Source organism: Pseudomonas sp. RW3S2 (assembly GCF_014268955.1).
GTDB classification, from domain to species: Bacteria; Pseudomonadota; Gammaproteobacteria; order Pseudomonadales; family Pseudomonadaceae; genus Aquipseudomonas; species Aquipseudomonas wayambapalatensis.
Genome location: NZ_JABWRM010000018.1, coordinates 86,716 through 110,626, shown reverse-complemented (window position 1 = coordinate 110,626; position 23,911 = coordinate 86,716). Strand labels below are relative to the sequence as shown.

The 23,911-nt window shown below is 65.0% G+C and carries 21 protein-coding genes; 6 read left to right on the top strand and 15 right to left on the bottom strand.

The annotated features are described in order from the left end of the window. Positions 1–97 precede the first annotated feature (97 nt). On the bottom strand, positions 98–1,156 hold the full coding sequence (locus HU748_RS22140) for a haloacid dehalogenase-like hydrolase (RefSeq protein ID WP_186665554.1): 1,059 nt from the start codon (positions 1,154–1,156) through the stop codon (positions 98–100). A 240-nt stretch (positions 1,157–1,396) separates the two neighbouring features. On the opposite strand from HU748_RS22140, the gene HU748_RS22135 reads away from it, so the two are divergent. Next, complete coding sequence (locus HU748_RS22135) at positions 1,397–2,788, top strand: L-cystine transporter (RefSeq protein ID WP_186665552.1); 1,392 nt, start codon at positions 1,397–1,399, stop codon at positions 2,786–2,788. A 56-nt stretch (positions 2,789–2,844) separates the two neighbouring features. Here HU748_RS22135 and HU748_RS22130 read toward each other — a convergent pair whose 3' ends face one another. Beyond that, on the bottom strand, positions 2,845–3,360 hold the full coding sequence (locus tag HU748_RS22130) for a dihydrofolate reductase (protein ID WP_186721944.1): 516 nt from the start codon (positions 3,358–3,360) through the stop codon (positions 2,845–2,847). Between the two features lie 54 nt (positions 3,361–3,414). On the opposite strand from HU748_RS22130, the gene HU748_RS22125 reads away from it, so the two are divergent. After that, entirely contained in the window at positions 3,415–4,806 is a 1,392-nt protein-coding gene (locus HU748_RS22125; RefSeq protein WP_186721943.1) for a DUF2868 domain-containing protein, read from the top strand. After that, positions 4,799–6,163 carry a GTPase/DUF3482 domain-containing protein gene (locus tag HU748_RS22120; RefSeq protein WP_186721942.1) on the top strand — a complete coding sequence of 455 codons (1,365 nt, stop codon included), beginning with the start codon at positions 4,799–4,801 and terminating at the stop codon, positions 6,161–6,163. The genes HU748_RS22125 and HU748_RS22120 overlap by 8 nt, the downstream gene beginning before the upstream one ends. A gap of 179 nt (positions 6,164–6,342) precedes the next feature. Here the strand turns inward: HU748_RS22120 and HU748_RS22115 are convergent, their stop codons facing one another. From HU748_RS22115 to HU748_RS22090, 6 genes are all read right to left on the bottom strand, one after another. Beyond that, positions 6,343–6,891: a phosphonate degradation HD-domain oxygenase gene (locus tag HU748_RS22115; RefSeq protein ID WP_186721941.1), complete on the bottom strand. Its 549-nt coding sequence runs from the start codon at positions 6,889–6,891 to the stop codon at positions 6,343–6,345. Positions 6,892–6,942: 51 nt separating this feature from the next. Further along, a complete protein-coding gene (locus tag HU748_RS22110) occupies positions 6,943–7,965 on the bottom strand; it encodes a putative 2-aminoethylphosphonate ABC transporter substrate-binding protein (protein WP_186721940.1) in 1,023 nt (340 codons plus the stop codon). 30 nt (positions 7,966–7,995) lie between these two features. Beyond that, positions 7,996–9,720, bottom strand: coding sequence for a putative 2-aminoethylphosphonate ABC transporter permease subunit (locus HU748_RS22105; protein ID WP_186721938.1), 1,725 nt, complete (start codon positions 9,718–9,720; stop codon positions 7,996–7,998). A 1-nt stretch (position 9,721) separates the two neighbouring features. Beyond that, complete coding sequence (locus HU748_RS22100; RefSeq protein ID WP_186721936.1) at positions 9,722–10,780, bottom strand: putative 2-aminoethylphosphonate ABC transporter ATP-binding protein; 1,059 nt, start codon at positions 10,778–10,780, stop codon at positions 9,722–9,724. 153 nt (positions 10,781–10,933) lie between these two features. Next, positions 10,934–11,803, bottom strand: coding sequence for a LysR family transcriptional regulator (locus tag HU748_RS22095; RefSeq protein ID WP_186710672.1), 870 nt, complete (start codon positions 11,801–11,803; stop codon positions 10,934–10,936). Positions 11,804–11,812: 9 nt separating this feature from the next. Then, positions 11,813–14,077 (bottom strand): heavy metal translocating P-type ATPase, encoded by a 2,265-nt coding sequence (locus tag HU748_RS22090; protein ID WP_186721934.1) that lies wholly within the window; start codon positions 14,075–14,077, stop codon positions 11,813–11,815. A gap of 99 nt (positions 14,078–14,176) precedes the next feature. Here HU748_RS22090 and cadR point away from each other — a divergent pair, with 99 nt between their 5' ends. After that, positions 14,177–14,620, top strand: a complete 444-nt coding sequence (cadR, locus tag HU748_RS22085) for a cadmium resistance transcriptional regulator CadR (protein WP_054891134.1) — start codon at positions 14,177–14,179, stop codon at positions 14,618–14,620. Between the two features lie 46 nt (positions 14,621–14,666). Here the strand turns inward: cadR and HU748_RS22080 are convergent, their stop codons facing one another. Genes HU748_RS22080 through HU748_RS22070 form a run of 3 tightly spaced genes read right to left on the bottom strand, consistent with a single transcriptional unit; the run spans position 14,667 to position 17,291 of the window. Further along, positions 14,667–15,638 (bottom strand): thymidylate synthase, encoded by a 972-nt coding sequence (locus tag HU748_RS22080; RefSeq protein ID WP_153774841.1) that lies wholly within the window; start codon positions 15,636–15,638, stop codon positions 14,667–14,669. Positions 15,639–15,688: 50 nt separating this feature from the next. Then, entirely contained in the window at positions 15,689–16,498 is an 810-nt protein-coding gene (gene lgt, locus HU748_RS22075) for a prolipoprotein diacylglyceryl transferase (RefSeq protein WP_054891132.1), read from the bottom strand. A gap of 10 nt (positions 16,499–16,508) precedes the next feature. Next, positions 16,509–17,291 carry a sulfite exporter TauE/SafE family protein gene (locus HU748_RS22070; protein ID WP_186721932.1) on the bottom strand — a complete coding sequence of 261 codons (783 nt, stop codon included), beginning with the start codon at positions 17,289–17,291 and terminating at the stop codon, positions 16,509–16,511. Positions 17,292–17,421: 130 nt separating this feature from the next. Between HU748_RS22070 and HU748_RS22065 the strand changes: the two genes are divergently transcribed. Next, a complete protein-coding gene (locus HU748_RS22065; RefSeq protein ID WP_186665531.1) occupies positions 17,422–18,171 on the top strand; it encodes an NRDE family protein in 750 nt (249 codons plus the stop codon). 73 nt (positions 18,172–18,244) lie between these two features. Here HU748_RS22065 and ptsP read toward each other — a convergent pair whose 3' ends face one another. Together ptsP and HU748_RS22055 are read right to left on the bottom strand one after the other, a co-directional pair. Further along, on the bottom strand, positions 18,245–20,518 hold the full coding sequence (ptsP, locus tag HU748_RS22060) for a phosphoenolpyruvate--protein phosphotransferase (RefSeq protein WP_186721930.1): 2,274 nt from the start codon (positions 20,516–20,518) through the stop codon (positions 18,245–18,247). Between the two features lie 22 nt (positions 20,519–20,540). Next, positions 20,541–21,020: an RNA pyrophosphohydrolase gene (locus HU748_RS22055; RefSeq protein WP_029614755.1), complete on the bottom strand. Its 480-nt coding sequence runs from the start codon at positions 21,018–21,020 to the stop codon at positions 20,541–20,543. 144 nt (positions 21,021–21,164) lie between these two features. Here HU748_RS22055 and HU748_RS22050 point away from each other — a divergent pair, with 144 nt between their 5' ends. Continuing rightward, complete coding sequence (locus HU748_RS22050; RefSeq protein WP_186665529.1) at positions 21,165–21,821, top strand: HAD family hydrolase; 657 nt, start codon at positions 21,165–21,167, stop codon at positions 21,819–21,821. Positions 21,822–21,875: 54 nt separating this feature from the next. Here the strand turns inward: HU748_RS22050 and HU748_RS22045 are convergent, their stop codons facing one another. Together HU748_RS22045 and ilvA are read right to left on the bottom strand one after the other, a co-directional pair. Next, on the bottom strand, positions 21,876–22,301 hold the full coding sequence (locus HU748_RS22045; RefSeq protein ID WP_186665528.1) for a DUF2269 domain-containing protein: 426 nt from the start codon (positions 22,299–22,301) through the stop codon (positions 21,876–21,878). Between the two features lie 94 nt (positions 22,302–22,395). Then, positions 22,396–23,910 carry a threonine ammonia-lyase, biosynthetic gene (ilvA, locus tag HU748_RS22040; protein ID WP_186665527.1) on the bottom strand — a complete coding sequence of 505 codons (1,515 nt, stop codon included), beginning with the start codon at positions 23,908–23,910 and terminating at the stop codon, positions 22,396–22,398. Position 23,911 lies beyond the last annotated feature (1 nt).

Genomic DNA, 23,911 nt, shown 5'->3' with positions numbered 1-23,911 from the left:
GAACCGCCACTCCCACAGGAGGGGTGGTCACCCTGTAGGAGCGGCGGTTCGGCGCCCCGACTTGCCCGCGAAGAGGCCGGCATAGGCGCTACAACGCTTACTGAATCTGCTCCGGCGTCACGATCACCCAGTTCTTGTCCGCCGTCACCGGCAACCCTTCCTTCGCCTGCGCCGCCGCATGCTTGGCGATCATTCCGTTCAGTTGGTCCATGTACTTGGCCTTGCGGTTTATCCACAGGTGGATGCCGCCCTTGCCCACGTCGACCCCGTGAAACTGCATGTAGCCGTCGCTGGTTGGCGTATCGCCGCCTACCAGCACCGGTCGCTTCCACTCATCGATGTAGGTCAGGATGGCTGCCTGCTTGCCAGCCATCCAGGTGGCGGGGGTCCACAGATAGGGCGTCAACTCCAGGCCCTCGTTGGCCTTGGCATCATAGTGGCCTTCGCTGATCTGCTTGCGCGCCGTGGTCAGCGCGCCGCTGGCGCGGTCCTTGAGCAGCAGGCTGACGCCGATCACGTTCTGCGGCTTGACGTTGTAGCCATACTTGGGATCGGACGCGACCATGCGCACCAGCTCCTCGGACGCGGCCGAGATCACGTAGACCTCGATGCCGTTCTCCATCAGCTTGTTGTACAGCTCGGCCTGGCCGGTGAAGACCTTCGGCGGCTGCACCTCGATACTCTTGACCTGATCGCCTTCGAAGTAGGTGCTGGGAACCGGCTTGTTCGAGGCCATCAGCTCATCGACCTGAACCTTCAGTTCCTTGAGCGTGAAGCCCGAGAACACCTGCGCCACCCAGGGGTAGCAGACCATGTCATCGATTTCGCACAGGCGATAGTAGTAGCTGAACAGGCTCTCCTTGTGCTCGGCGGTATCCTTGAACGGGATCAGCTTCAGCGAAGGATCGAGCTTGTCGCGGGTCAGCAGGCCCTTGTTCTCCATGAACGGCAGCAGCGCTTCCTCGAGGTCGTAGCGATAGCTGGTGTTGTCCATGTCGAAGACCGCGTAGTTACCCTTGTGGGCATTGGCAGCGATCATCGTGTCGAGCTGTTTTGCGGCCTCGGCGGGCCAGTGCTTGAGTTCGGTAGCCGCCCAGGTGCTGGCACTGAGCAGTAGGGCGAGACCGCCCGCGAGGAGTTTCGGAGCAGACATCATGTGCGTTCTCCAGAGACATGGCCGCTCAAGCCTAGACCGCCTGCATGACAGGCAGACGTCTGGCACCGACCTCGAAAGACCCCGAAACGGCATGTTCATTGCCAACCGCGACATCCCGTTATTCCATAAACGACTATCTAAATTACATTTAGATATAAATTCGTTTGTTTTCAGACTGTTAGCATTTCCGTTCGCAATCGCTCACAGAGGCGATTCCTACTTTTGCTTCACGGAGCTTCAATGAACCTGCCGCTTTCCCTCAACCTGCTGGCGTTCCTGGCCCTGCTGCTGGGCCTGGCGCAAACCCGTCGCACCGACTGGAGCCTGGCGAAAAAAGTGCTGCTTGGCCTGGTGCTGGGCGTCCTGTTCGGCCTGGTGCTGCACAGCCTGTACGGCGCAGGTCATCCGGTGCTCAAGGCGACCATCGCCTGGCTCGACCTGGTCGGCAACGGCTATGTCGGCTTGCTGCAGATGATCGTCATGCCGCTGATCTTCGCCTCGATCCTCAGCGCGGTGGCACGTCTGCACAACGCCTCGGCCCTTGGCCGGATCAGCGTGCTGAGCATCGGCACCCTGCTGCTGACCACAGCCATCGCCGCACTGATCGGCATCGCCCTGACCAACCTGTTCGGCCTCAGTGCCGAGGGCCTGGTCGCAGGCGTCCAGGAAACCGCGCGCCTGCAGGCCATCAACAGCGACTACGCAGGCAAAGTCGCCGACCTCAACATCCCGCAACTACTGCTGTCGTTCATCCCCAGCAACCCGGTGGGCGACCTGGCCCGGGCCAAGCCGACCTCGATCATCAGCGTGGTGATCTTCGCCGTGTTCCTCGGCCTTGCTGCCCTGCAACTGATCAAAGACGACAAGGACAAGGGCGAGCGCGCCCTGTCGGCCATCGACGTGCTGCAGGCCTGGGTCATGCGCCTGGTGCGCCTGGTGATGAAGCTCACGCCTTATGGCGTCCTGGCGCTGATGACCAAGGTGGTGGCCAGCTCGAACCTCGATGACATCCTCAAGCTGGGCAGCTTCGTGGTGGTGTCGTACATCGGCCTGGGGCTGATGTTCGTGGTGCACGGGGTGATCCTGGCGTTCACTGGCGTCAGCCCGCTGCGCTTCTTCCGCAAAGTCTGGCCGGTGCTGACCTTTGCCTTCACCAGCCGCTCCAGCGCCGCCAGCATCCCGCTGAACATCGAGGCACAGACGCGCCGCCTGGGCGTGCCACAGTCGATCGCCAGCTTCAGCGCATCGTTCGGCGCGACCATCGGCCAGAACGGCTGCGCCGGCCTGTATCCGGCAATGCTGGCGGTGATGGTGGCGCCGGCCGTGGGCATCGACACCTTCGATCCACTGTGGATCGCGACCCTGGTAGCCATCGTCACCCTGAGCTCGGCAGGGGTTGCCGGGGTCGGAGGCGGCGCGACCTTCGCCGCGCTGATCGTGCTGCCGGCCATGGGCCTGCCGGTCGAGCTGGTGGCGCTGCTGATCTCGGTCGAGCCGCTGATCGACATGGGCCGCACCGCGTTGAACGTGAATGGCTCGATGACCGCAGGCGTGGTGACCAGTCAACTGCTCAAGCAGACCGACCAGCAAGTACTGGCCGGGGACGAGCATGCCGAGCTGAGTCACTCCTGACCGACACTTGCCGGGCATTCGTGGGGGCGGGCTCACCCGCTCCCACAGGACAGGCTCTATCGCTTGTCCCACACCTCGAAGTGATACACCGGCTTGCCTTCCTCGACCTGCCGTTCGGTCGATACCAGCGCCCACTGCGCCGCGTCGAACGCCGGGAACCAGGCATCCCCTTCAGGCGCCAGCTCCACCCGCGTCAGGTACATCCGGCTCACCAGCCCCTTCTCCAGCGCCTGCCCGTAGAGCTGCGCCCCGCCGATCAGCATCAGCTCATCAACCCCTTGCTCGCGCGCCCACTGCTCGGCACGCGCCACTGCCGCTTCCAGCGAGGCGAATACCTCGGCGCCTGCCAGCGTCAACCCGGGCTGGCGGCTGACGACGATGTTCAGGCGCCCAGGCAGCGGTCGCCCGAGCGAATCCCAGGTCTTGCGCCCCATGATGATCGGCTTGCCCAGGGTGGTGGCCTTGAAGTACTTGAAGTCCCCCGGCAGGTGCCAGGGCATGGAGTTGTCGATGCCGATCACGCGGTTCTCGGCGAGCGCCGCGATCAGGCTGAGGGGGAGTGATGTGTTCATGCCAGCGAGGATAGCACCCGGCACGTGGGTTATGCTTGGGCCTCGACCCGTGCAATGGAAGACCTTGTGACTGCACCGACCGAACTGGACAAACGCTGGCTCACCGAAGCGGTGCGCCTGCGCGAAGAACACGCCGGGCCCCTGGAAGACCAGGAAGCCAACCGCCGCGCGCGCCAGCAAGGCGGCGACCTGGCGGCACGCATCGAGCATCGCGCACTGTGGCTGGCCGAGCGCGACGGCATGACCCAGGCCCTGCGCCACTGGAAGCAGGGGGCACGCCTGGCCCTGCTGGCCCTGATGATCATCGCCGTACTCAGCGGCGCGGGCCTCGGTCTCGCGGCGCTGGGTGACGGCCAACGCCCGGTGAATGTGTTCTGGGCGCTGGGCAGCCTGCTGGGCCTGAACCTGGTGTTGCTGATCGGCTGGGCCCTGGGCTTCTTCTTCGCTGGCGAGCAGGGCGCGGCCTTGGGCCGGCTCTGGCTATGGCTCAGCGAACGCTTCGCCCGTGATGCCAAGGCCGCGCACCTGGCCCCCGCCCTGCTGGTGCTGCTGCAGCGCAAGCGCCTCAATCGCTGGCTGCTCGGCCTGCTGGTGCATGGCCTGTGGCTGCTGGCGATGAGCGCGGCGCTGGGCATGCTGCTGGCGCTGCTGGCGACCCGACGTTACGGCTTCGTCTGGGAGACCACCCTGCTCGCCGCCGAACCCTTCATCGCCCTGACCAACGCCCTCGGCGCCCTGCCCTCGCTGCTGGGTTTCAGCATTCCCGACGAAAGCATGATCCGCGCCAGCGGCGCGACTTTGCCGAGCCTGGACATCGCCCGTCAGGCCTGGGCCAGCTGGCTGCTCGGCGTGGTGCTGGTGTACGGCCTGCTGCCACGTCTGCTGCTGGCCATCCTGTGCCTGTGGCGCTGGCGCCAGGGCCGCAGGCAACTCGCCCTGGACCTCAGCCTGCCAGGCCATGCCCAGCTGCGTGAAGCGCTGATGCCACGCAGCGAGCGCATCGGTGTCCAGGACGCCGCCCCCGAGCACCTGCCGCAGTTCGAGGCCGGCCAGCTGGAAACCGGCAGCAGCGGCGCCCTGCTGGTGGGCCTGGAGCTGGACGACCAGCGCAACTGGCCGCCCAAGCTGCCGCCCACGGTGACTAACGCCGGTGTGCTCGACAGCCGCGAATCGCGCAACAAACTGCTCGAGCAGCTCAGCCGCTTTCCTCCGGCGCGCCTGGCCATCGCCTGCGATCCGCGCCGCTCGCCTGATCGTGGCAGCCTGGCGCTGCTCGCCGAACTCGCGCGCAACGCAGGCGCCACACGCATCTGGTTGCTCCAGGCCTTGCCTGGCCAGGCACTGGACGCCGCCCGCCTGGGCGACTGGCACGAAGCCCTCGATCGCCTCGGCCTGCCCCACGCCGACACCTCGCCCCTGACCTGGCTGGAGCATGGCCATGACTGATCCGCTCAAGCTGGCCGTGGTCGGCCACACCAACGTCGGCAAGACTTCGCTGCTGCGCACCCTCACCCGTGATGTCGGCTTCGGTGAGGTCTCCCATCGCCCCAGCACTACCCGCCATGTCGAAGGCGCGCGGCTATCGGTGGAGGGCGAGCCCCTGCTCGAGCTCTACGATACCCCCGGCCTAGAGGACGCCATCGCCTTGCTCGACTATCTGGAGCGCCTGGAGCGTCCCGGTGAACGTCTCGACGGCCCAGCCCGCCTGGAACGTTTTCTCCAGGGCAGCGAGGCACGCCAGCGTTTCGAACAGGAAGCCAAGGTGCTGCGCCAGTTGCAGGCGAGCAATGCCGGTCTTTACGTGATCGACGCACGCGAGCCGGTGCTGGCCAAGTACCGTGATGAACTGGAGGTGCTCGCCAGTTGCGGCAAGCCGTTGCTACCGGTACTCAACTTCGTCGCCAGCAGCCAGCACCGCGAGCCGGAGTGGCGTGAGGCCCTGGCCCGCCTGGGGCTGCATGCGCTGGTGCGGTTCGACAGCGTGGCCCCGCCCGAGGACGGCGAGCGCCGCCTCTACGAAAGCCTTGCCCTGCTACTGGAGAAATCCCGCCCCGCCCTGCAGCGCTTGATCGACGACCAGCAGGCCCAGCGCCAGGCCCGCCAGCACAGCGGCAAGCGCCTGATCGCCGAGCTGCTGCTCGACTGTGCCGCCTGCCGACGCAGCGTCGAGGCAGAGCCTGCCGCTGAAGCCAAGGCCATCGAGGCGCTGCGCCAGGATGTGCGCCAGCGCGAACAACGTTGTGTCGAGGCGCTGCTCAAGCTCTATGCGTTCCGCCGTGAGGATGCCAATGCCGGCGACCTGCCATTGCTGGATGGTCGCTGGGGCGATGACCTGTTCAACCCCGAGACCCTGAAGCTGCTGGGCGTACGTCTGGGCAGCGGTGTGGCCGCTGGCGCGGCGGCCGGGGCTGGTGTCGATCTGCTGGTCGGCGGCCTGACCCTTGGCGCTGCCGCGCTGGCGGGGGCCATTGCCGGCGGCGCACTGCAAACTGCGCGCAATTACGGATCGCGGTTGCTGGGCAGGCTCAAGGGTCAGCGTGAACTGACCGTGGATGACAGCGTGCTGCGCTTGCTGGCGCTGCGCCAACAGCAACTGATGCTCGCCCTGGACAGCCGTGGCCATGCCGCACACGACAGGGTGCGGCTGGGCGAGCTGGATGAGAAAGCCTGGCGCGAAGGCAAGCTACCGGAAGCGTTGAGCAAGGCACGGGCGCATCCGCAATGGTCGACGCTCAATCCGGGCGCACGGGTGAATCAGGCGGAGCGCCAGGAGCAACTCGAGGCGTTGGTGTCACAGATCTGAGGCGCTCCTCTGTAGGAGCAACTGTCTTGCTCAAAAATCTGAGGCCTGCCCAACCCCGGTGGGAGCGGGCTTGTCCCGCGATCACCGGCGTAGCCGGTGCCATGCATCGCGGTGTTCCTTTCGCGGGCAAGTCGGGGCGCCGAACCGCCGCTCCTACGCGCTAACGAGTGCACCCAATCTCAGATCAAGGCCAGTGCCTTCTCCTTCAACACCGCCATGTCCAGCACCGGCACCCCGACCTCCTTGGCCATCTCGTCCCACTCACGCATGCGCAGGCTCACCGCAAACAGCGGGTCGCGCTCGAAGGCATCGGCCTCGGCATCGCTCATCACGCCCCCCTGGTAACCCAAGGTGCGCCGGCTCGCCTCGCTCAGCCGCTGGTAATAGCCCGGCTTGCGCAAGGTCAGGTAGCGCTTGGCCTCCACGTGGAACTCCACCAGCCGCGCCATGCGTTCGCCGAACCCACAACGGCGCAGATACTCGGCGCCGATACGCTCATGGCTGACCACACCATACCCACCCATGCTGGCGTCACCGCCGCAGAGGTGGCCGATGTCGTGGAAAAACGCAGCGAGCACGACCTCGTCGTCGAAGCCTTCGGCCATGGCCAGTTGCGCGGCCTGGGACATGTGCTCGATCTGGGTGATGGCTTCGCCGATGTAGTCGTCGGCGCCGTGGCGCTCATACAAGGCGAAGGTGTTGTCGATGATCTGGGCTGAGCTGGGCATCGCGGTAGGGTCCTGGCGTCGTGAGGATAGGCCTGTTGAATGTAGTGCTACTTACTGTGCCACCTTCTCCGACTTGCCGTCGTAGCGCTTGCGCCATTCGGCCAGGATCTGGTCGCGGTGCTTCGACGCCCAGGCAAAGTCGTTCTTGATCAGGCGTTGCTCATAGTCGGCCGGCAGTTCGGTCTGCGGCTTGGCGATGCCCGGCGCGGCCAGCACGGCGAAGTTGTCCTTGTACAGCTCCATGGCCGCTGGACTGGCCGAGAAATCCGCCAGGCGCTTGGCTGCGTCAGCCTTAGGCGTGCCCTTGATCACCGCCGTGGCCTCGATTTCCCAGCCCAGGCCTTCCTTGGGCAGCACGATGTCCAGCGGCGCACCCTGGCGCTTGAGCTGCACGGCCGGGTACTCGAACGAGATGCCGATCGGGAACTCGCCCGCCGCCGCCAGCTTGCAGGGCTTGGAACCAGAATGGACGTACTGCCCGATGTTCTGGTGCAGGGCGTCCATGTAGGCCCAGCCCTGGGGCTCGCCGAAGGTCTGCAGCCAGGCACTGACATCCAGGAAGCCGGTGCCGGACGAGGCAGGGTTGGGCATGACGATCTTGCCCTTGTACTCGGGCTTGGTCAGGTCCTGCCAACTCACCGGCTTGCTCAGGCCCTGCTTCTCGGCCTCGATGGTGTTGAAACAGATCGTCGCGGCCCACACGTCCATCCCCACCCAGGCTGGCGGGTTGGCGGCGTCGCGGTAATTCGGTGCGATCTTGCCCAGGTCTTTCGGCGCGTAGGCATCGAGCATGCCGTTCTGATCGAGGATGGCCAGGCTGGAGGCTGCCAGGCCCCACACCGCGTCGGCCTGCGGGCGGTCTTTCTCGGCCAGCAGCTTGGCGGTGATGATGCCGGTGGAGTCCCGCACCCATTTGATCTCGATATCCGGGTTGGCCTTCTCGAAGGCCTGCTTGTAGCTCTTGAGCTGCTCGGCTTCCAGGGCGGTGTAGACGGTCAGTTGGGTAGCGGCCGCCGAGGCGTGCAGGCTGAACACGGCAGATATGGCAGCAACAAGGGCAAGTGGCTTGAACATGAGGCAGCTCCTTTGAGGTGGACAGTCGAATCAGGGTTTGGGCGCGCGCTGGCGCCAGGCCTGGGAGCGGCGCAACAGACCGCGCGAGGCCCCCGCCAGCAGCAGCGAGGCCGTGGCGCTGGTGAGCAGGATCAGGGTGGACATCGCCGCAGCGCCGCCAACGTTGCCGGCATCGTCCATGTTCAATACGGCGACGGCGGCCAGGATCGTGTCGGGGCTGTAGAGGAAGATCGCCGCCGACACCGTGGTCATCCCGGAGACGAACAGGTAGCGCACGATATCCAGCAGTGCAGGCAGGCAGATCGGTACGGTGACGCGCAGGTAATGCCGGTACAGCGGCGCCTTGAGCGACAGCGCAGCCGCTTCGAACTCACCATCGAGCTGGCGCAGCGCAGTGCTTGCGGTCATCTGTGCGGTGGTCAGGTAGTGAGCGATGGTGCAGACCACCAGCAACGCCATGCTGCCGTAGAAGACATGCAGCGGGTTGCCGGCGAGGTTGAAGAAGAACACGTAGCCCAGGCCCAGGACGAGCCCTGGCACCGCCATCGGTACGAAGCTGAGCAGGCGCAAGGCTTGGTTGAGCAGGCGCTGGCCTTGGGTTTTCTCCATCAGGTAGGTGCCGGTAAAGATCACCACGCTGCCGATCACGGCGCAGCACAGGGCCATGGTCACGCTATTGCGGTAGGCCAGCCAGCCGCCACCAGCGGTCTCGTCGAACAGGTAGTGCTTGAACGAAAGCGTCAGGTTGTAGGGCCAGAAGGTGACCAGCGACGAATACACCGCCATGCCGATCACCCCCAGCAGCGCTGCGCAGACCAGCACCACGATGGTCAGGAAGCAGGCATCGCGACGACGCGAAGGCTGGGGCTCGACTACCTGCGCGCGCCCGCTCATCGCCTCGCCCTGGCGGCGGCGCAGCCAGGCATCGACGCTGAAGCTGAGCAGCGCCGGCACCAGCAGGACCATGCCGATCAGGGCGCCACGGCCGAACTGCTGCTGGCCGACCACCGCCTTGTAGGCTTCCAGTGCCAGCACCTGATAGTCGCCACCGACCACCACCGGCACGCCAAAGTCGGTGATGGTCAGGGTGAACACCAGGCAGAACGCGGCGAACACCGCTTGGCGCGTGGCCGGCCAGGTGATGCTGCAAAAGGCCCGCCACGGTCCTGCGCCCATGCTCGAGGCCGCGTCGAACAGCCTCGCATCGGCGAGCGACAGCGCCGACAGCAGGATCATCAGGGCATGCGGGAAGGTGTAGATCGCCTCGCCGAGCACGATCCCCCAGAAGCCATAGATGTTGTCGCTCAGCAGTGCACGCAGCAGGCCCTGGTTGCCGAACAGGTAGACCAGCGCAATGGCCGGCAGCATCGACGGCGCCAGCAGCGGCAGCAATGAAATCCCGCGCCACAAGCCCTTGGCCGGGATCAGCGTGCGTTGCAGGGCATAGGCGAACAGGTAGGCCAGCGGCACGACGATCAGCGCCACGCTGAAAGCCACTGCCAGGCTGTTGCCGAGCAGCCAGCGAAAGTTGTCGCTGGCAAATAGCTCGGCGGCCGCCTGCAAGCCACCGCCCTGGCCCGCCTCGCCGCTGAAACCACGCCAGAAGATGGCCAGCAGCGGCATCAGCACGGCCAGCAGCAGCAGGAGCAACAGCAGACTCTTGCCACCGGCCACGAACAGGCGATCACCTAGGGCGATGCCACCACCTGGTGCGGCCTTGACGGCGGCCAGCGATACGCTCATGGGCGCGGCCATCTCAGGCAAACACCTGCAGGCTCTGCGGTGGCAGGGCCACCCAGATATCCTGCGAGCCCAGGCGCGGCATGGCTTCGGGCGCCAGCTCCGCGAGCAACGCGTGCCCCGGCAAGGCCTTGAGCTCGAAGCTCATGCGGCAGCGGTTGCCGAGAAAGGTGAGCTCACGCACCTTGGCCGGAAACAGGTTCTCCTCGTGTACCATCGGATTGACCATGATCGCCTCCGGGCGGCAGAACAGCCGGCCACTGCGCGCACTCGCCGCGCCCGGAGCCAGACGCATGCTCATGCTGCCCACCTGGGCGTGACTGTCGTCATGGCGCTGGAAAGGCAGCCAGTTGCCCTGACCGACGAACTCGGCAACGAACGGTGTGGCAGGCCGGTCGTAGATATCCTGCGGGGAGGCGTACTGCTCGACCTGCCCGTTATTCATCACGGCGATGCGGTCGGCCATCAGCATGGCCTCGTCCTGGTTGTGGGTAACCATCAAGGTGGTGATGCCCAACTTGCGCTGCAGTTGGCGCAGCTCGGTGCACAAGTGCTCGCGCACCCGCGCATCCAGCGCCGACATTGGCTCGTCGAGCAACAGCACCGACGGCGCTGGCGCCAGCGCACGGGCCAGGGCCACACGCTGCTGCTGGCCACCGGAGAGCTGGCTGGGGTATTTCTTTTCGCTGCCGGTCAGGCCGACCAGCTCGAGCATTTCGGCGACGCGCTGACGCGACTGGTCGCGGCTGCAGTCCGTCAGGCCATAAGCGATATTGGCTTCGACAGTGAGGTTGGGGAACAGCGCGTAGGACTGGAACAGGATGCCGTAGTCACGGGCCTGGGGCGGCAGATCGGAAATATCCCGTTCGCCGATGTACAGCGAGCCACGGTCCTGGCGTTCGAGGCCGGCGATGCAACGCAGCAGGGTGGTCTTGCCGCAGCCGGAGGGGCCGAGCAGGCAGACCAGCTCGCCGGCGGCAATGTCCAGGGACACGTCGTTCAGCGCAGTAAACGCGCCGAAACGCTTGTGGATGCCGCGCACGTGCATGTGTGCGCCCGGAGTGGTGTGGTTCATGGCGGGGCCTCATCGAAGAGATGAGGGCCATGCTAGGAAGGCTGTGCGAAGGTTCTGTGGCGATTAGGGCAAAGCAGGTGATAGTGGCATTGGCGGATTTTGGTTGAGGGCCTGCGAACACAGGCATGGCACCGCGAACAAGCTACAGGAAATCTAGAACCGAGCCCCCGCCACTTCCTGCGCTACCCCAAGAAACGCCGCCGGCAAGCGCGCCTGGCGCCGCTCCTTCAGGCAATACAGGTACTCGTGCATCAGCGGCGCGCCCTCCAGTGCCAGCACCCGCAACTCCGGGGTCAGAGGCACTTCATGGCGGGCAATGACGCTGATGCCGATATTGCGCAGCACCGCTTCGCGAATCGATTCGCGGCTGCCGATTTCCAACAGCGCACCGGCCTTCACCCCGGCCTCCTGCATCATCTGCTCGGTCAGCTTGCGCGTGGTCGAACCCGGTTCGCGCATCAACAGGCAATGCCCGGCGAGGCCTTCGATGCCCACCGCCTGACGCTGCGCCAGCGGATGGCTGCGGTGCACGGCCACGACCAGCGGATCGCTGCCCAGCACCCGGCGCACCAGGCGCGCATCCTCGACCAACTGCGACGAGGCAGCGATGTCCACGCGGTACTCCTCGAGCATCTCCAGCACCTGTTGCGAGTTGCCGATCTCCACCGCCACCTCGACCTGGGGCAGGCGTTCGCGGAACACCTTCACCAGGTCGAGAATGTAGTAAGGCGCGGTGGCCGCGACCCGCAAGCTGCCCTGGGCCTGGCCGCTGTTGCGCAGTTCGAACTCGATGTCCGCCTCTTGCTGCAGCAAGGCCTTGACCCGCGGCAGGAGCCTGGCGCCCTCCTCGCTCAGCACCAGGCGTCGGCCACCCCGGTAGAACAGCTCGACCGCGTACTGGCTCTCCAGGTTGCGGATCTGCGTGGTCACCGTGGGCTGGCTGAGCCCAAGCTTCTTCGCCGCCAGCGTGATGCTGCCCAGGCGGGCCACCATGTAGAAGGCTTTGAGCTCCGATGCGAGCATGGCACCTCGTTATTTGCGCAACAGGCGCAAGCCGTTGAACACCACCAGCAGGCTCACGCCCATGTCGGCGAACACTGCCATCCACAGGGTGGCCATGCCGGCAAAGGTGATTGCCAGGAATATCGCCTTGACCCCCAGTGCCAGGACAATGTTCTGGATGAGGATCGCAGCGCTCTGGCGCGACAGCCTGACGAACGCCGGGATTTTGCGCAAGTCGTCGTCCATCAGCGCCACATCCGCGGTTTCGATGGCGGTGTCGGTGCCGGCCGCCGCCATGGCGAAGCCAATCTCGGCGCGGGCCAGGGCCGGGGCGTCGTTGATGCCGTCGCCGACCATGCCCACGCGGTGGCCTTGAGCGTAGAGGTCTTCGATGGTCTTGAGCTTGTCGGCAGGCAGCAGGTTGCCCTCGGCGCGATCGATACCCACCTGGGCAGCGATGGCCTGGGCCGTGTGCGGGTTGTCGCCGGTCAGCATGACCGTCTTGATCCCCAGCTCATGCAACTCGGCGATGGCCTGGCGGCTGCTGTCCTTCACGGTATCGGCCACGGCGAACAGTGCCAGCGGGCCGGAGCGGTCGAGCAGCAGCACGACGGTCTTGCCTTGGCGCTCGAGCTGGTCGAGCTGAGCTTCCAGCGCAGGCGAGCACAGGCCCAGTTCCTCGACCAGTCGATGGTTGCCCAGGTGATAGGCCTGGCCATCGATCTCGCCACGCACACCGCGCCCGGCCAGCGCGGCGAACTCCATGACATCGCTGAGGGCGATGTTCTGCGCCTTGGCATGCTGGGCAATAGCGCGCGACACCGGGTGGTCGGAACGCTCTCCCAAGCTCGCGGCCAAGGCCTGGGCGCGATCCTCGAACAGCGGGTCGAGCGCCTTGAAGTCGGTCTGCACTGGCTTGCCGTGGGTGATGGTGCCGGTCTTGTCCAGGGCCAGGAAGTCCAGCTTGCGCCCGCCCTCGAGATAGACACCGCCCTTGATCAGGATGCCCTTGCGCGCCGCCGCAGCCAGGCCGCTGACGATGGTCACCGGGGTCGAGATCACCAGCGCGCACGGGCAGGCCACCACCAGCAGCACCAGGGCACGGTAGACCCAGTCGAACCAGGCACCGGCCATGAACAGCGGCGGGATGATCGCCACGGCCAAGGCCACGGCGAACACGGCGGGGGTGTAGATGCGCGAGAACTGATCGACGAAGCGCTGGGTCGGCGCCCGCGCGCCTTGCGCCTCTTCCACCGCCTTGATGATGCGTGCCAGGGTCGATTGCCCGGCGCCAGCCGTGACGCGGAACTCAAGGGCACCTGCCTGGTTGATGGTGCCAGCGAAGAGTTTGTCGCCCACAGTCTTCTCGACAAGCAGGCTTTCGCCGGTGATCGGTGCCTGATCGACGCTGGATTGCCCACTGACCACCTCGCCATCCAGGCCGATCCGCTCGCCCGGGCGCACCCGCACCCGTGCACCGATGGCCACCTCACGCACCTCGACCTCACGCCATTGGCCATCCGCTTGTTGCACGGTGGCCATATCTGGCGTCAGTTGCATCAGGCCGCTGATGGCGTTGCGCGCCCGGTCCAACGAGCGTGCCTCGATCAGTTCGGCGATGGTGAACAGCACCATGACCATCGCCGCCTCCGGCCACTGGCCGATCAGCACGGCACCGGTCACGGCGATGCTCATCAGCGCGTTGATGTTGAGGTTGCGGTTCTTGAGCGCGATCCAGCCCTTCTTGTAGGTGCCCAGGCCGCAGCCGAGGATGGCTGCCAGCGCCAGCAAGGCCACCACCCACTCCGGCGCCAGCGCGGAGAAGTGCACGATTTCGGCGCCAATCGCGGCAATACCCGACAATGCCAATGGCCACCAGCGGGTCTTGTGGGCAACAGGGGCGCTGGCGCTGCCATCGTCGTCTGCAGCCAGGGGCTCGGCCTTCATGCCCAGGCTGTCGATGGCACGCTCGATCTGCACGGTGCCGTCGAGGGTGTGGCGCACGCCGAGGATGCGGTTGATCAGGTTGAACTCCAACTGCTCGATGCCAGCAAGCTTGCCCAGCTTGTCCTGGATCAAGGTCTGCTCGGTCGGGCAGTCCATCGCTTCGATGCGAAAACGGCTGAGGCGCGCCTGGTCGCTGGCCTTTTCGGTCAGTTGCACGAAGGCCGGCGCCGCTTTGCTGGCACAGCAGCTGTGGGCCTGGGTGTCGTGGCAGGAGGACTTGGCGCCATGCTCATGGCCATGATCGTGCTTGTGGTCGTGGTCGTGGTCGTGACTGACAGGCTGGTTCATAGGTTCGCCCTGATGGAGAGTGCCCACTGACGGGGGGTTGTTGCCAAGTGAACACCCTGTAGCCACTATAGGGTCAAGCGATCCAATGGAGATTTCGTCATGAAGATCGGAGAACTGGCCAAGGCCACCGACTGCGCCGTGGAAACCATCCGCTACTACGAGCGCGAGCAATTGCTGCCCGAACCCGCCCGCACCGACGGCAACTACCGCCTGTACACCCAGGCCCATGTGGAGCGTCTGACCTTCATCCGCAACTGCCGAACCCTGGACATGACGCTCGACGAAATCCGCAGCCTGCTGCGCCTGCGCGACACCCCCGAAGGTGCGTGCGGCAGCGTCAATGCGCTGATCGACGAGCATATCGAGCATGTACAGGCGAGGATCGACGGTCTGATGGCGCTGCAGACGCAGCTGGTGGAGTTACGCAGGCAGTGCAATGCGCAGGGGGATGAGTGCGCGATTTTGCAGCAGCTGGAGGTCAATGGCGCGGTGTCGGTGCCGGAGACCGAGCATTCGCATGTGGGGCGTAGTCACGGGCATTGAGGCCGGTAAAGGCCTCTGCCCGTGAAAAGAGCGACGCGGCCTCGAATCAGACCGCCATCGGCGCCGTCATCGGCGCATGATGCTCATACCCTTCCAGCCAGAAATCACTCGGCTCGATCTTCTCCAGCCACTCCGGCTCATACACACCGGTCTCGGCAAACGCCGGCACACGGTCGCTGATCACCAGCTTCGGCGCCTCCAGCGGCTCGCGCTTGAGCTGCTCGTTGAGCATGTCCAGGTGGTTCTCGTACACATGGGCATCGCCGATGAAGTAGGTGAACCAGCGCGGGGTATAGCCGGTCAGGCGCCCGAACAGCGACAGCAGGGCCGCACCTTCGGTGAGGTTGAACGGTGTGCCCAGGCCCAGGTCGTTGGAGCGAATGTAGAGCGTGAGGGAAATTTCCTTCGTCTCGACATTGGGGTGGAACTGGTACAGCAGATGGCAGGGCGGCAGCGCCATCTCGTCGAGCTGGGCGCAGTTCCAGCCGTGGAACAGGATGCGTCGGCTGCCCGGGTCGTTGGCGATGGTGTCCAGGCACTGGCGCACCTGGTCGATGGCCTTGTAGAGGATGACGAATGCCTGGCCATCTTCCTCGTCCTTGGCGATCTGGCGGAAACCGGCCTTTTCCGCCATTTCGATGGCGGCCGGGTTGCTCAGCGGGATGCGCTTGTAGCCTGGCCACTGGCGCCATTGCACGCCGTAGATCTCGCCGAGGTCGTCATGACCCTGGCGGAAGGGGTTGGCCAGCCATTGGGCGTTCTCGTTGGCGTTCTGGTCCCAGACCTTGCAGCCGAGGTCGCGAAACTCGCCGGCGTTCTTCACGCCGCGCAAGAAACCGACCATCTCGCCGATCGCCGACTTGAACGCCAGCTTGCGTGTGGTGATGGCCGGGAAACCCTTCTGCAGGTCGAAGCGCAACATGGCGCCCGGCAGGCTGATAGTGCGGATACCGGTGCGGTTGCCCTGCAGCGTGCCGTTCTCGATGACGTCGCGAACCAGGTCTAGATACTGTTTCATGGCCTACCTGTAGCAAGCACGGCAGGGGGATCGCCCCTGCCGTGGAATTATCAGTGGGCGGGTGTCGCCGTGGGTTTGCGATTATAAGCCCACCAGATCAAGGCGAGGCCAGCGACGATCATCGGTATGCAGAGAATCTGACCCATGGTCAGCCAGCCCCACGCCAGGTAACCCAGCTGTGCGTCCGGCACGCGGACGAACTCGACGATGAAGCGGAAGATCCCGTAGAACAGCGCGAACATGCCGGAAACCGCCATGGTGGGGCGTGGTTTGCGCGAGAACAGCCAGAGGATCAGGAACAGTGCCACACCCTCCAGTGCGAACTGGTACAGCTGCGAGGGGTGACGCGGCAACTGCGCCGGATCGCTGAACGGCGGGAAGATCATCGCCCATGGCACGTCGGTCGGCTTGCCCCACAGCTCGGCATTGATGAAGTTGCCGATACGCCCGGCACCCAGGCCGATCGGCACCAGCGGCGCGACGAAGTCCATCAGCTCGAAGAACGACTTGTTGTTGCGCTTGCCGAACCACAGCGCTGCCAGCATCACGCCGATGAAGCCGCCATGGAACGACATGCCGCCTTTCCACACTTCGAAAATCAGCGTCGGGTTGGCCAGGTACTGGTGCAGGTCGTAGAACAGCACGTAGCCCAAGCGCCCGCCGACGATCACGCCCATCGACAGCCAGAAAACCAGGTCGGAGAGCTTTTCGCGGTTCCAGGTCGGGTCGAAGCGGTTCAGCCGGCGCGAGGCGAGCAGCCAGGCACCGCCGATGCCGATCAGGTACATCAGGCCGTACCAGTGGATTTTCAGCGGCCCGAGGGCCACGGCCACGGGGTCGATCTGCGGGTAAGGCAGCATGGTGGTTCCTCTAGATCAAAAAGCTAAGGCCGACGCAGAACAGCAGCGCGGCAAACAGGCGCTTGAGCAGGCGCGGCGACAGCTTGTGCGCCAGACGCGCGCCGAAGCGGGCGAAAAACATGCTGGTGACGGCAATGCCGACCAGCGCGGGGAGATAGACGTAGCCCAGGCTGTGCGCGGGCAGATGCGTTTCGTTCAAGCCCAGGATCATGAAGCTCAGGGCACTGGCCAGGGCGATTGGCAAGCCGCAGGCCGACGAGGTGGCCACGGCCTTCTGCATGGGCAGGCTACGCCAGGTAAGAAAAGGCACCGTGAGCGAGCCACCACCGATACCGAAGATCGCCGAGGCCCAGCCGATCACCCCACCCGCCGCGATCAGCCCAGGCTTGCCGGGGATGCCACGGCTGGCCTTGGGCTTGAGGTCGAGAGCCATCTGCAGCGACACCAGCAGGGCGAACACGCCGATGATCTTCTGCAGCATCGGCCCCTGGATCAACGAGGCGGTCTTGGCGCCAATGCCGGCGCCGATGAGGATGCCGACAGTCATCCACAGGAACACCGGCCACTGTACGGCCCCCTTGCGGTGGTGCTCCAGCACAGCATTGATCGAGGTGAAGACGATGGTCGCCAGCGAAGTCCCGACCGCCAGGTGCGTGAGGATCGAGGCATCGAAGCCCTGCAGGGTGAAGCTGAACACCAGCACCGGCACGATGATGATGCCGCCGCCCACGCCGAAGAGCCCGGCCAGTACGCCGGCGCAGGCGCCCAACAGCAGATAGAGTACGAATTCCATTCGCCGACCCTGTGAATACGATCCGGCATGGTAACGGAAGCCGGGGCCGCGCCTCTAGTGAACTCTGTGTCAGGTGATGGAAGTGCAGGCAGGCTGTGGGTAGAGTGGCACAAAACACTGAGGCCACCCCATGTGCCTGATCGTATTCGCCTGGCGGCCGGGGCACGCCCTGCCGCTGATCGTCGCGGCCAACCGCGACGAATTTTATGCCCGCCCTACCCAGGCGCTCGCCCCCTGGGACGATGCCCATGGCGTACATGCCGGGCGCGACCTCGAAGCCGGCGGCACCTGGCTGGGTATCGGCCCGGCCGGGCGTTTCGCGGCGCTGACCAATATCCGCGACCCTCGCCAGCCGCTCGGGCCACGCTCGCGCGGAGAACTGGTGGCGGCCTTCCTGCAGGGAGACCTGGGCGTCGAGGCGTATCTGGACCAGGTTGCCAGCCGCAGCGCGCAGTACTCGGGGTTCAACCTGCTGGTGGGCGATGGCGAGCGGCTAGGCTATCTGCACGCCCGCGACCCGGCGCCACGGCTGCTGTCACCCGGCGTGTACGGGCTGTCCAACGCCGGGCTGGATACGCCGTGGCCAAAACTGGTGAAGGCGCGCTCGGCGCTGGGCCAGGCGCTGGAATCGGCAGACCCGCAGCAGCTACTGGCGCTGCTGGCCGATGGTGGGCAAGCACAAGATGGTGAGTTGCCGGAGACCGGCGTAGGGTTGGCGACCGAGCGGTTGCTGTCGAGTGTGTTCATTGCCAGCCAGAATTACGGGACGCGGGCAAGTACCGTGCTGATCGTGGATGATCAGGGCAGAAGGCGGATGATCGAGCGCAGTTTCGGACCCTTTGGTGGGCATCTAGGGGAAGTGGAACTGAATCTCGTGTGACTTCTCAGGCCCCTTCGCGGGCAAGCCCACCCCTGTGGGTAGCGGGCTTGCCCGCGAAGGGGCCTGTGAACCATCAGAGGCTCTTGTTAGGCCCGATCATCCGCGCCAGCCCCAAGTTCTTCAGCGCCAGTTGCAACGAGCTGTGGATAACCTGCGGGTTGTCATGGGTCATGGCTTCGGTCAGCAGCTCGCGGGCCTTGCTCATGTTGATCTGACGCAGCATCCACTTCACCTTCGGCAGGTTGGTGGCGTTCATCGACAGGCTGTCGAAGCCCATCGCCATGAGCAGGATCGCCGCTGCCGGATCACCGGCCATCTCGCCGCAGATACTCACCGGCTTGCCTTCGGCGTGGGCATCGCGCACCACGGTCTGCAAGGCTTGCAGCACCGCGGGATGGAGGTAGTCGTACAGGTCGGCGACCCGCGGGTTGTTGCGATCGACCGCCAGCAGGTACTGCGTGAGGTCGTTGGAGCCGACCGAGAGGAAGTCGACCTGACGCGCCAGTTCCTTGGTCTGGTAAACGGCAGCCGGAATCTCCACCATCACGCCAACCGGGGGCATCGGCACATCGGTGCCTTCGTCACGCACTTCGCCCCAGGCACGGTGGATCAGGTGCAGCGCCTCTTCCAGCTCATGGATGCCAGAGATCATCGGCAGCAGGATACGCAGGTTGTTCAGCCCCTCGCTGGCCTTGAGCATGGCGCGGGTCTGTACCAGGAAGATTTCCGGGTGGTCGAGGGTGACGCGAATGCCGCGCCAGCCGAGGAAGGGGTTTTCTTCCTTGATCGGGAAGTAGGACAGCGCCTTGTCACCGCCGATGTCCAGCGTGCGCATGGTCACCGGCAGCGGGTGGAAGGCCGCCAATTGCTCGCGATAGATCGCCAGCTGTTCCTTTTCGCTGGGGAAGCGCTGGTTGATCATGAACGGCACTTCGGTGCGGTACAGGCCCACGCCCTCGGCGCCACGCTGCTGGGCCCGGGCCACGTCGGCCAGCAGACCGGTGTTGACCCACAGCGGCATGCGGTGGCCGTCGGGGGTGATGCACGGCAGCTCGCGCAGGGCATCGAGCCCCTGGGCCAACTGGCGTTCTTCCTCGACCACGTCGCTGTACTGCTTGCGCAGCACATCGCTGGGGTTGGTGTAGGCCTCGCCCTTGTAGCCGTCGAGAATCATCTCGATGCCATCGACCTTGGAATACGGCAGGTCGACCAGGCCCATCACCGTCGGGATGCCCATGGCCCGGGCCAGGATCGCCACGTGGGAGTTGCCCGAGCCCAAAACCGACACCAGGCCGACCAGCTTGCCTTCCGGCACTTCGCCGAGCATCGCCGGGGTCAGCTCCTCGCTGACCAGGATGGTGTTGTCGGGGTAGACCAGCGTCTGCGAGCGGGCCTCCTGCAGGTAGGCCAGCAGGCGGCGGCCGAGGTCCTTGACGTCCGAGGCGCGCTCGCGCAGGTAATCGTCATCCATCAGCTCGAAGCGGCTGACGTGCTCGCCGACCACCTGGCGCAGCGCGCCCTGGGCCCACTGGCCGGTCTTGATGACCTCGGCCACTTCGCCACCGAGGGCGGCATCTTCGAGCATCATCAGGTACACATCGAACAGCGCACGCTCTTCGGGGCGCAGCTGGGTCGCAAGCTTCGCCGACAGCTTGCGCATGTCGGCGCGCACCCCTTCGAGGGCGTTGTTGAAGAGTTTGAGCTCGCCGTCGATGTCTTCGACGATCTTGTCCGGGACCACTTCGAGGTCGGCAGGCGGCAGCATGACCACCGCGCGGCCGACGGCAGCGCCCGGCGAGCCCGGTACACCGACGAAACGTGCTTCCTGGATACCCTTGCCCTGGCGGCCCAGGCCGCGTATCGAGCCGGTGGCCTCGGCGTGGGCGATAACCCCGGCAAGCTGGGCGCTCATGGTCACCAGGAAGGCTTCTTCGCCTTCATCGAACTGGCGCCGCTCCTTCTGCTGGATCACCAGTACCCCGACTACGCGACGGTGGTGGATGATGGGGGCACCAAGGAAGGAGGCGAAGCGTTCCTCGCCGGTTTCGGCGAAGTAGCGGTAGCGCGGGTGATCCGCCGCGTTCTCAAGGTTCAACGGCTCCTCGCGGGTGCCGACCAGGCCGACCAGGCCTTCGTTGGGGGCCATGCTGACCTTGCCGATCGAGCGCTTATTCAGGCCTTCGGTGGCCATCAGCACGAAACGGTTGGTCTCCGGGTCGAGCAGGTAGACCGAGCATACCTGGCTGCCCATGGCCTCCTTGACGCGCAAGACAATGATACCCAACGCCGTCTTGAGATCTTTGGCGGAGTTCACTTCCTGGACGATCTTGCGCAGCGTATTGAGCATGGCTCGGGGTCGGACTCCGTCGTCAGTCGCGCGTCAACAGGCGCGGGGCTAGCTCTTTCAGGGCGCGGCGATACACCTCGCGCTTGAATGTCACCACCTGACCCAGCGGATACCAGTAGCTGACCCAGCGCCAGCCATCGAATTCCGGTTTTCCGGTCAGGTCCATCCGCACCCGCTGTTCGTTGCTTACCAGCCGCAGCAGGAACCACTTCTGCTTCTGGCCGATGCACAGCGGCTGGCTGTGCGTGCGGACCAGGCGCTGGGGTAAACGATAACGCAACCAGCCTCGGGTGCAGGCAAGAATTTCCACATCCTCGCGTTCCAGGCCAACTTCTTCGTTCAGCTCGCGGTACAGGGCATCTTCTGGGGTTTCGTCAGGGTTGATGCCACCCTGTGGAAACTGCCAGGCATCCTGGTTGATCCGCCGAGCCCATAGCACCTGCCCGGCATCATTCGTGAGAATGATCCCGACATTGGGGCGAAAACCATCCGGGTCGATCACGGCAGCAACCTCGAAAACGCATGTCACCGCATTGTTCCACAAAGCTTGCGAGCGCAGCAACGCACCCGCCATAGCTTATGTGCAGCGAGGTGAAAACTCCGTATTCTGCGGGACTTCTTCCCGGAGGCTTCTGCGAGAAAACCCATGCGCCTGGCTTTATTCGACCTGGACAATACCCTCCTCGGCGGCGACAGCGATCACGCCTGGGGTGACTACCTGTGTGAGCGGGGCATCCTCGACCCCATCGCCTACAAGCAACGCAACGACGCCTTCTATCAGGATTACCTCAACGGCACCCTGGACCTGCAGGCCTACCTGGCGTTCTCGATGGAGATCTTCGCCGCCACCGAACCTGCCCAGCTCGACCAATGGCACCGCGAATTCATGCGCGACTGCATCGAGCCGATCATCCTGCCCAAGGCGCTCGCCCTGCTACAGCAGCACCGCGAGGCTGGCGACAAGCTGGTGATCATCACTGCCACCAACCGCTTCGTCACCGCGCCCATCGCCCGCCGCCTGGGCGTGCGTACCCTGCTGGCCACCGAATGCGAGCGTGATGGCGAGCGCTACACCGGGCGTAGCACCGATATACCCTGTTTCCGTGAAGGCAAGGTGACGCGCCTGAAGCGCTGGATGCTGGAGAACGGCTACGATCTGGAAGACAGCTACTTCTACAGCGATTCGCTGAATGATCTGCCGTTGCTGGAGCAGGTGACGCACTCGGTGGCGGTGGACCCGGACCCGAAGCTGCGTGCAGAGGCCGAGCGGCGCGGCTGGCCGGTGATTTCGTTACGCGATTGAGATCGCGGGGCCCTCTTCAATGGGTTTACCCGTGAAAAGGGCCCCGCAGACGCATCAGACCGGCTTGGCCCCCATCAATCCTGCAATCGACAGGAAGCACACCCCACTGAACACCGCCAGCGCCAGCGTCAGACGCAGCCCGGCAGGTTCGGCCTTGCGCAGGCGGTTCAGCCGCACCAGCAGCCACCACACGGCGAAAGCGCCCAGGGTATAGAGGATGCTGGAGGCCAGCACCCAGGTCTGGCCCAACGGCCAGCCGACCAGGTGCACCAGCCACCAACCGGTGAACGGCATGCTCAGCAGGCACAGCCCCATCACCAGCCAGACGAATACCAGCGGCCGACGCAGCAGTTTGGCGTAGGCCTCGGCATCGCCCTGGCGGCGGGCACGCAAGATCCAGGTCGCCAGGCCCAGCGCACCGAGGATCAACAGTGCGGTGGCGAGGATATGCAGGGTCTTGAGGGTGGTCAGGTGTTCCATCGCGTGCGGGTCCTTGAAAGACTTTTTTCGGCCTCATCGCGGGACAAGCCCGCGCCTACAGGTAAGGCGTTGCCTTCATGCCAAGCGTAGCCGCTCAACCCAGGAACAGCTTGTACGCCGGGTTATCGGTTTCATCCCAGTAGGGATAGCCGATCTTGGCCAGCGCCTCGGGCACCAGGTGACGCTCGTCATCCGGCACCTGCAGCCCAGCCACCACACGACCATCCGCCGCGCCGTGGTTGCGGTAGTGGAACATCGAGATGTTCCAGCGCCCGCCCAGCTTGTTGAGGAAGTTGAACAGCGCCCCCGGCCGCTCAGGGAACTCGAAACGCAGCACCAGCTCATCGCTGGCCGCCGCCGAGTGGCCGCCGACCATGTGACGGATATGCAACTTGGCCAGTTCATTGTCGGTCAGGTCGGTTACCGGGAAGCCCTGCTCGGTCAGGTGCTGAACCAGGGCGGCGCGCGGGTCGGTCTCTGGATGGGTCTGCACGCCGACGAAGATGTGCGCCTCTTTGTCGGCGTGGTAACGGTAGTTGAACTCAGTGATCTGGCGCTTGCCGATAGCCTCGCAGAAGGCCTTGAAGCTGCCCGGACGCTCCGGGATGGTCACGGCGATGATCGCCTCGCGCTTTTCGCCCAGCTCGGCGCGCTCGGCCACGTGACGCAGGCGATCGAAGTTGACGTTGGCACCGGAGTCGATGGCCACTAGCGTCTGCCCCGAGACACCGGTCAACTCGACGTACTTCTTGATGCCCGCCACGCCAAGAGCGCCGGCAGGCTCGGTGATCGAGCGGGTATCGTCGTAGATATCCTTGATTGCTGCGCAGATCTCATCGGTGCTGACAGTGACCACCTCATCGACATGATCCTTGCAGATATCGAAGGTGTGCTGGCCGATCTGCGCCACAGCGACACCGTCGGCGAATAGCCCCACCTGCGGCAACACCACACGCTCGCCCGCAGCCATGGCGGCCTGCAGGCAATTGGAATCGTCGGGCTCGACACCGATCACCTTGATCTCGGGGCGCAGGTACTTCACATAGGCTGCGATCCCGGCAATCAGCCCGCCACCGCCGACCGGCACGAAGATCGCGTCCAGGCGGCCCGGGTGCTGGCGCAAAATTTCCATGGCCACGGTGCCCTGCCCGGCGATGGTGTGGGGATCGTCGTAGGGATGGATGTAGACGAAGCCCTTCTCCTCGACCAGCTTCAGCGAATAGGCCAGCGCCTCGGGGAAGGAGTCGCCGTGCAGCACCACCTTGCCGCCACGCGAGCGCACACCCTCGACCTTGATCTCCGGCGTGGTCTTGGGCATCACGATGGTCGCCTTGATGCCCAGCTCCCGCGCAGCCAGGGCCACGCCCTGGGCATGGTTGCCGGCAGAAGCGGTGACCACGCCGCGCGCCAGCTCTTCGGCGCTCAGTTGCGCCAGCTTGTTGTACGCCCCGCGGATCTTGAAGGAGAACACCGGCTGCAGGTCCTCGCGCTTGAGCAGGATCTGGTTGCCCAGGCGCTTGCTCAGTTGCCCGGCGTTGTGCAGCGGGGTTTCGACAGCGACGTCGTAGACGCGCGAGGTGAGGATCTTCTTGACGTACTGTTCGAGCATC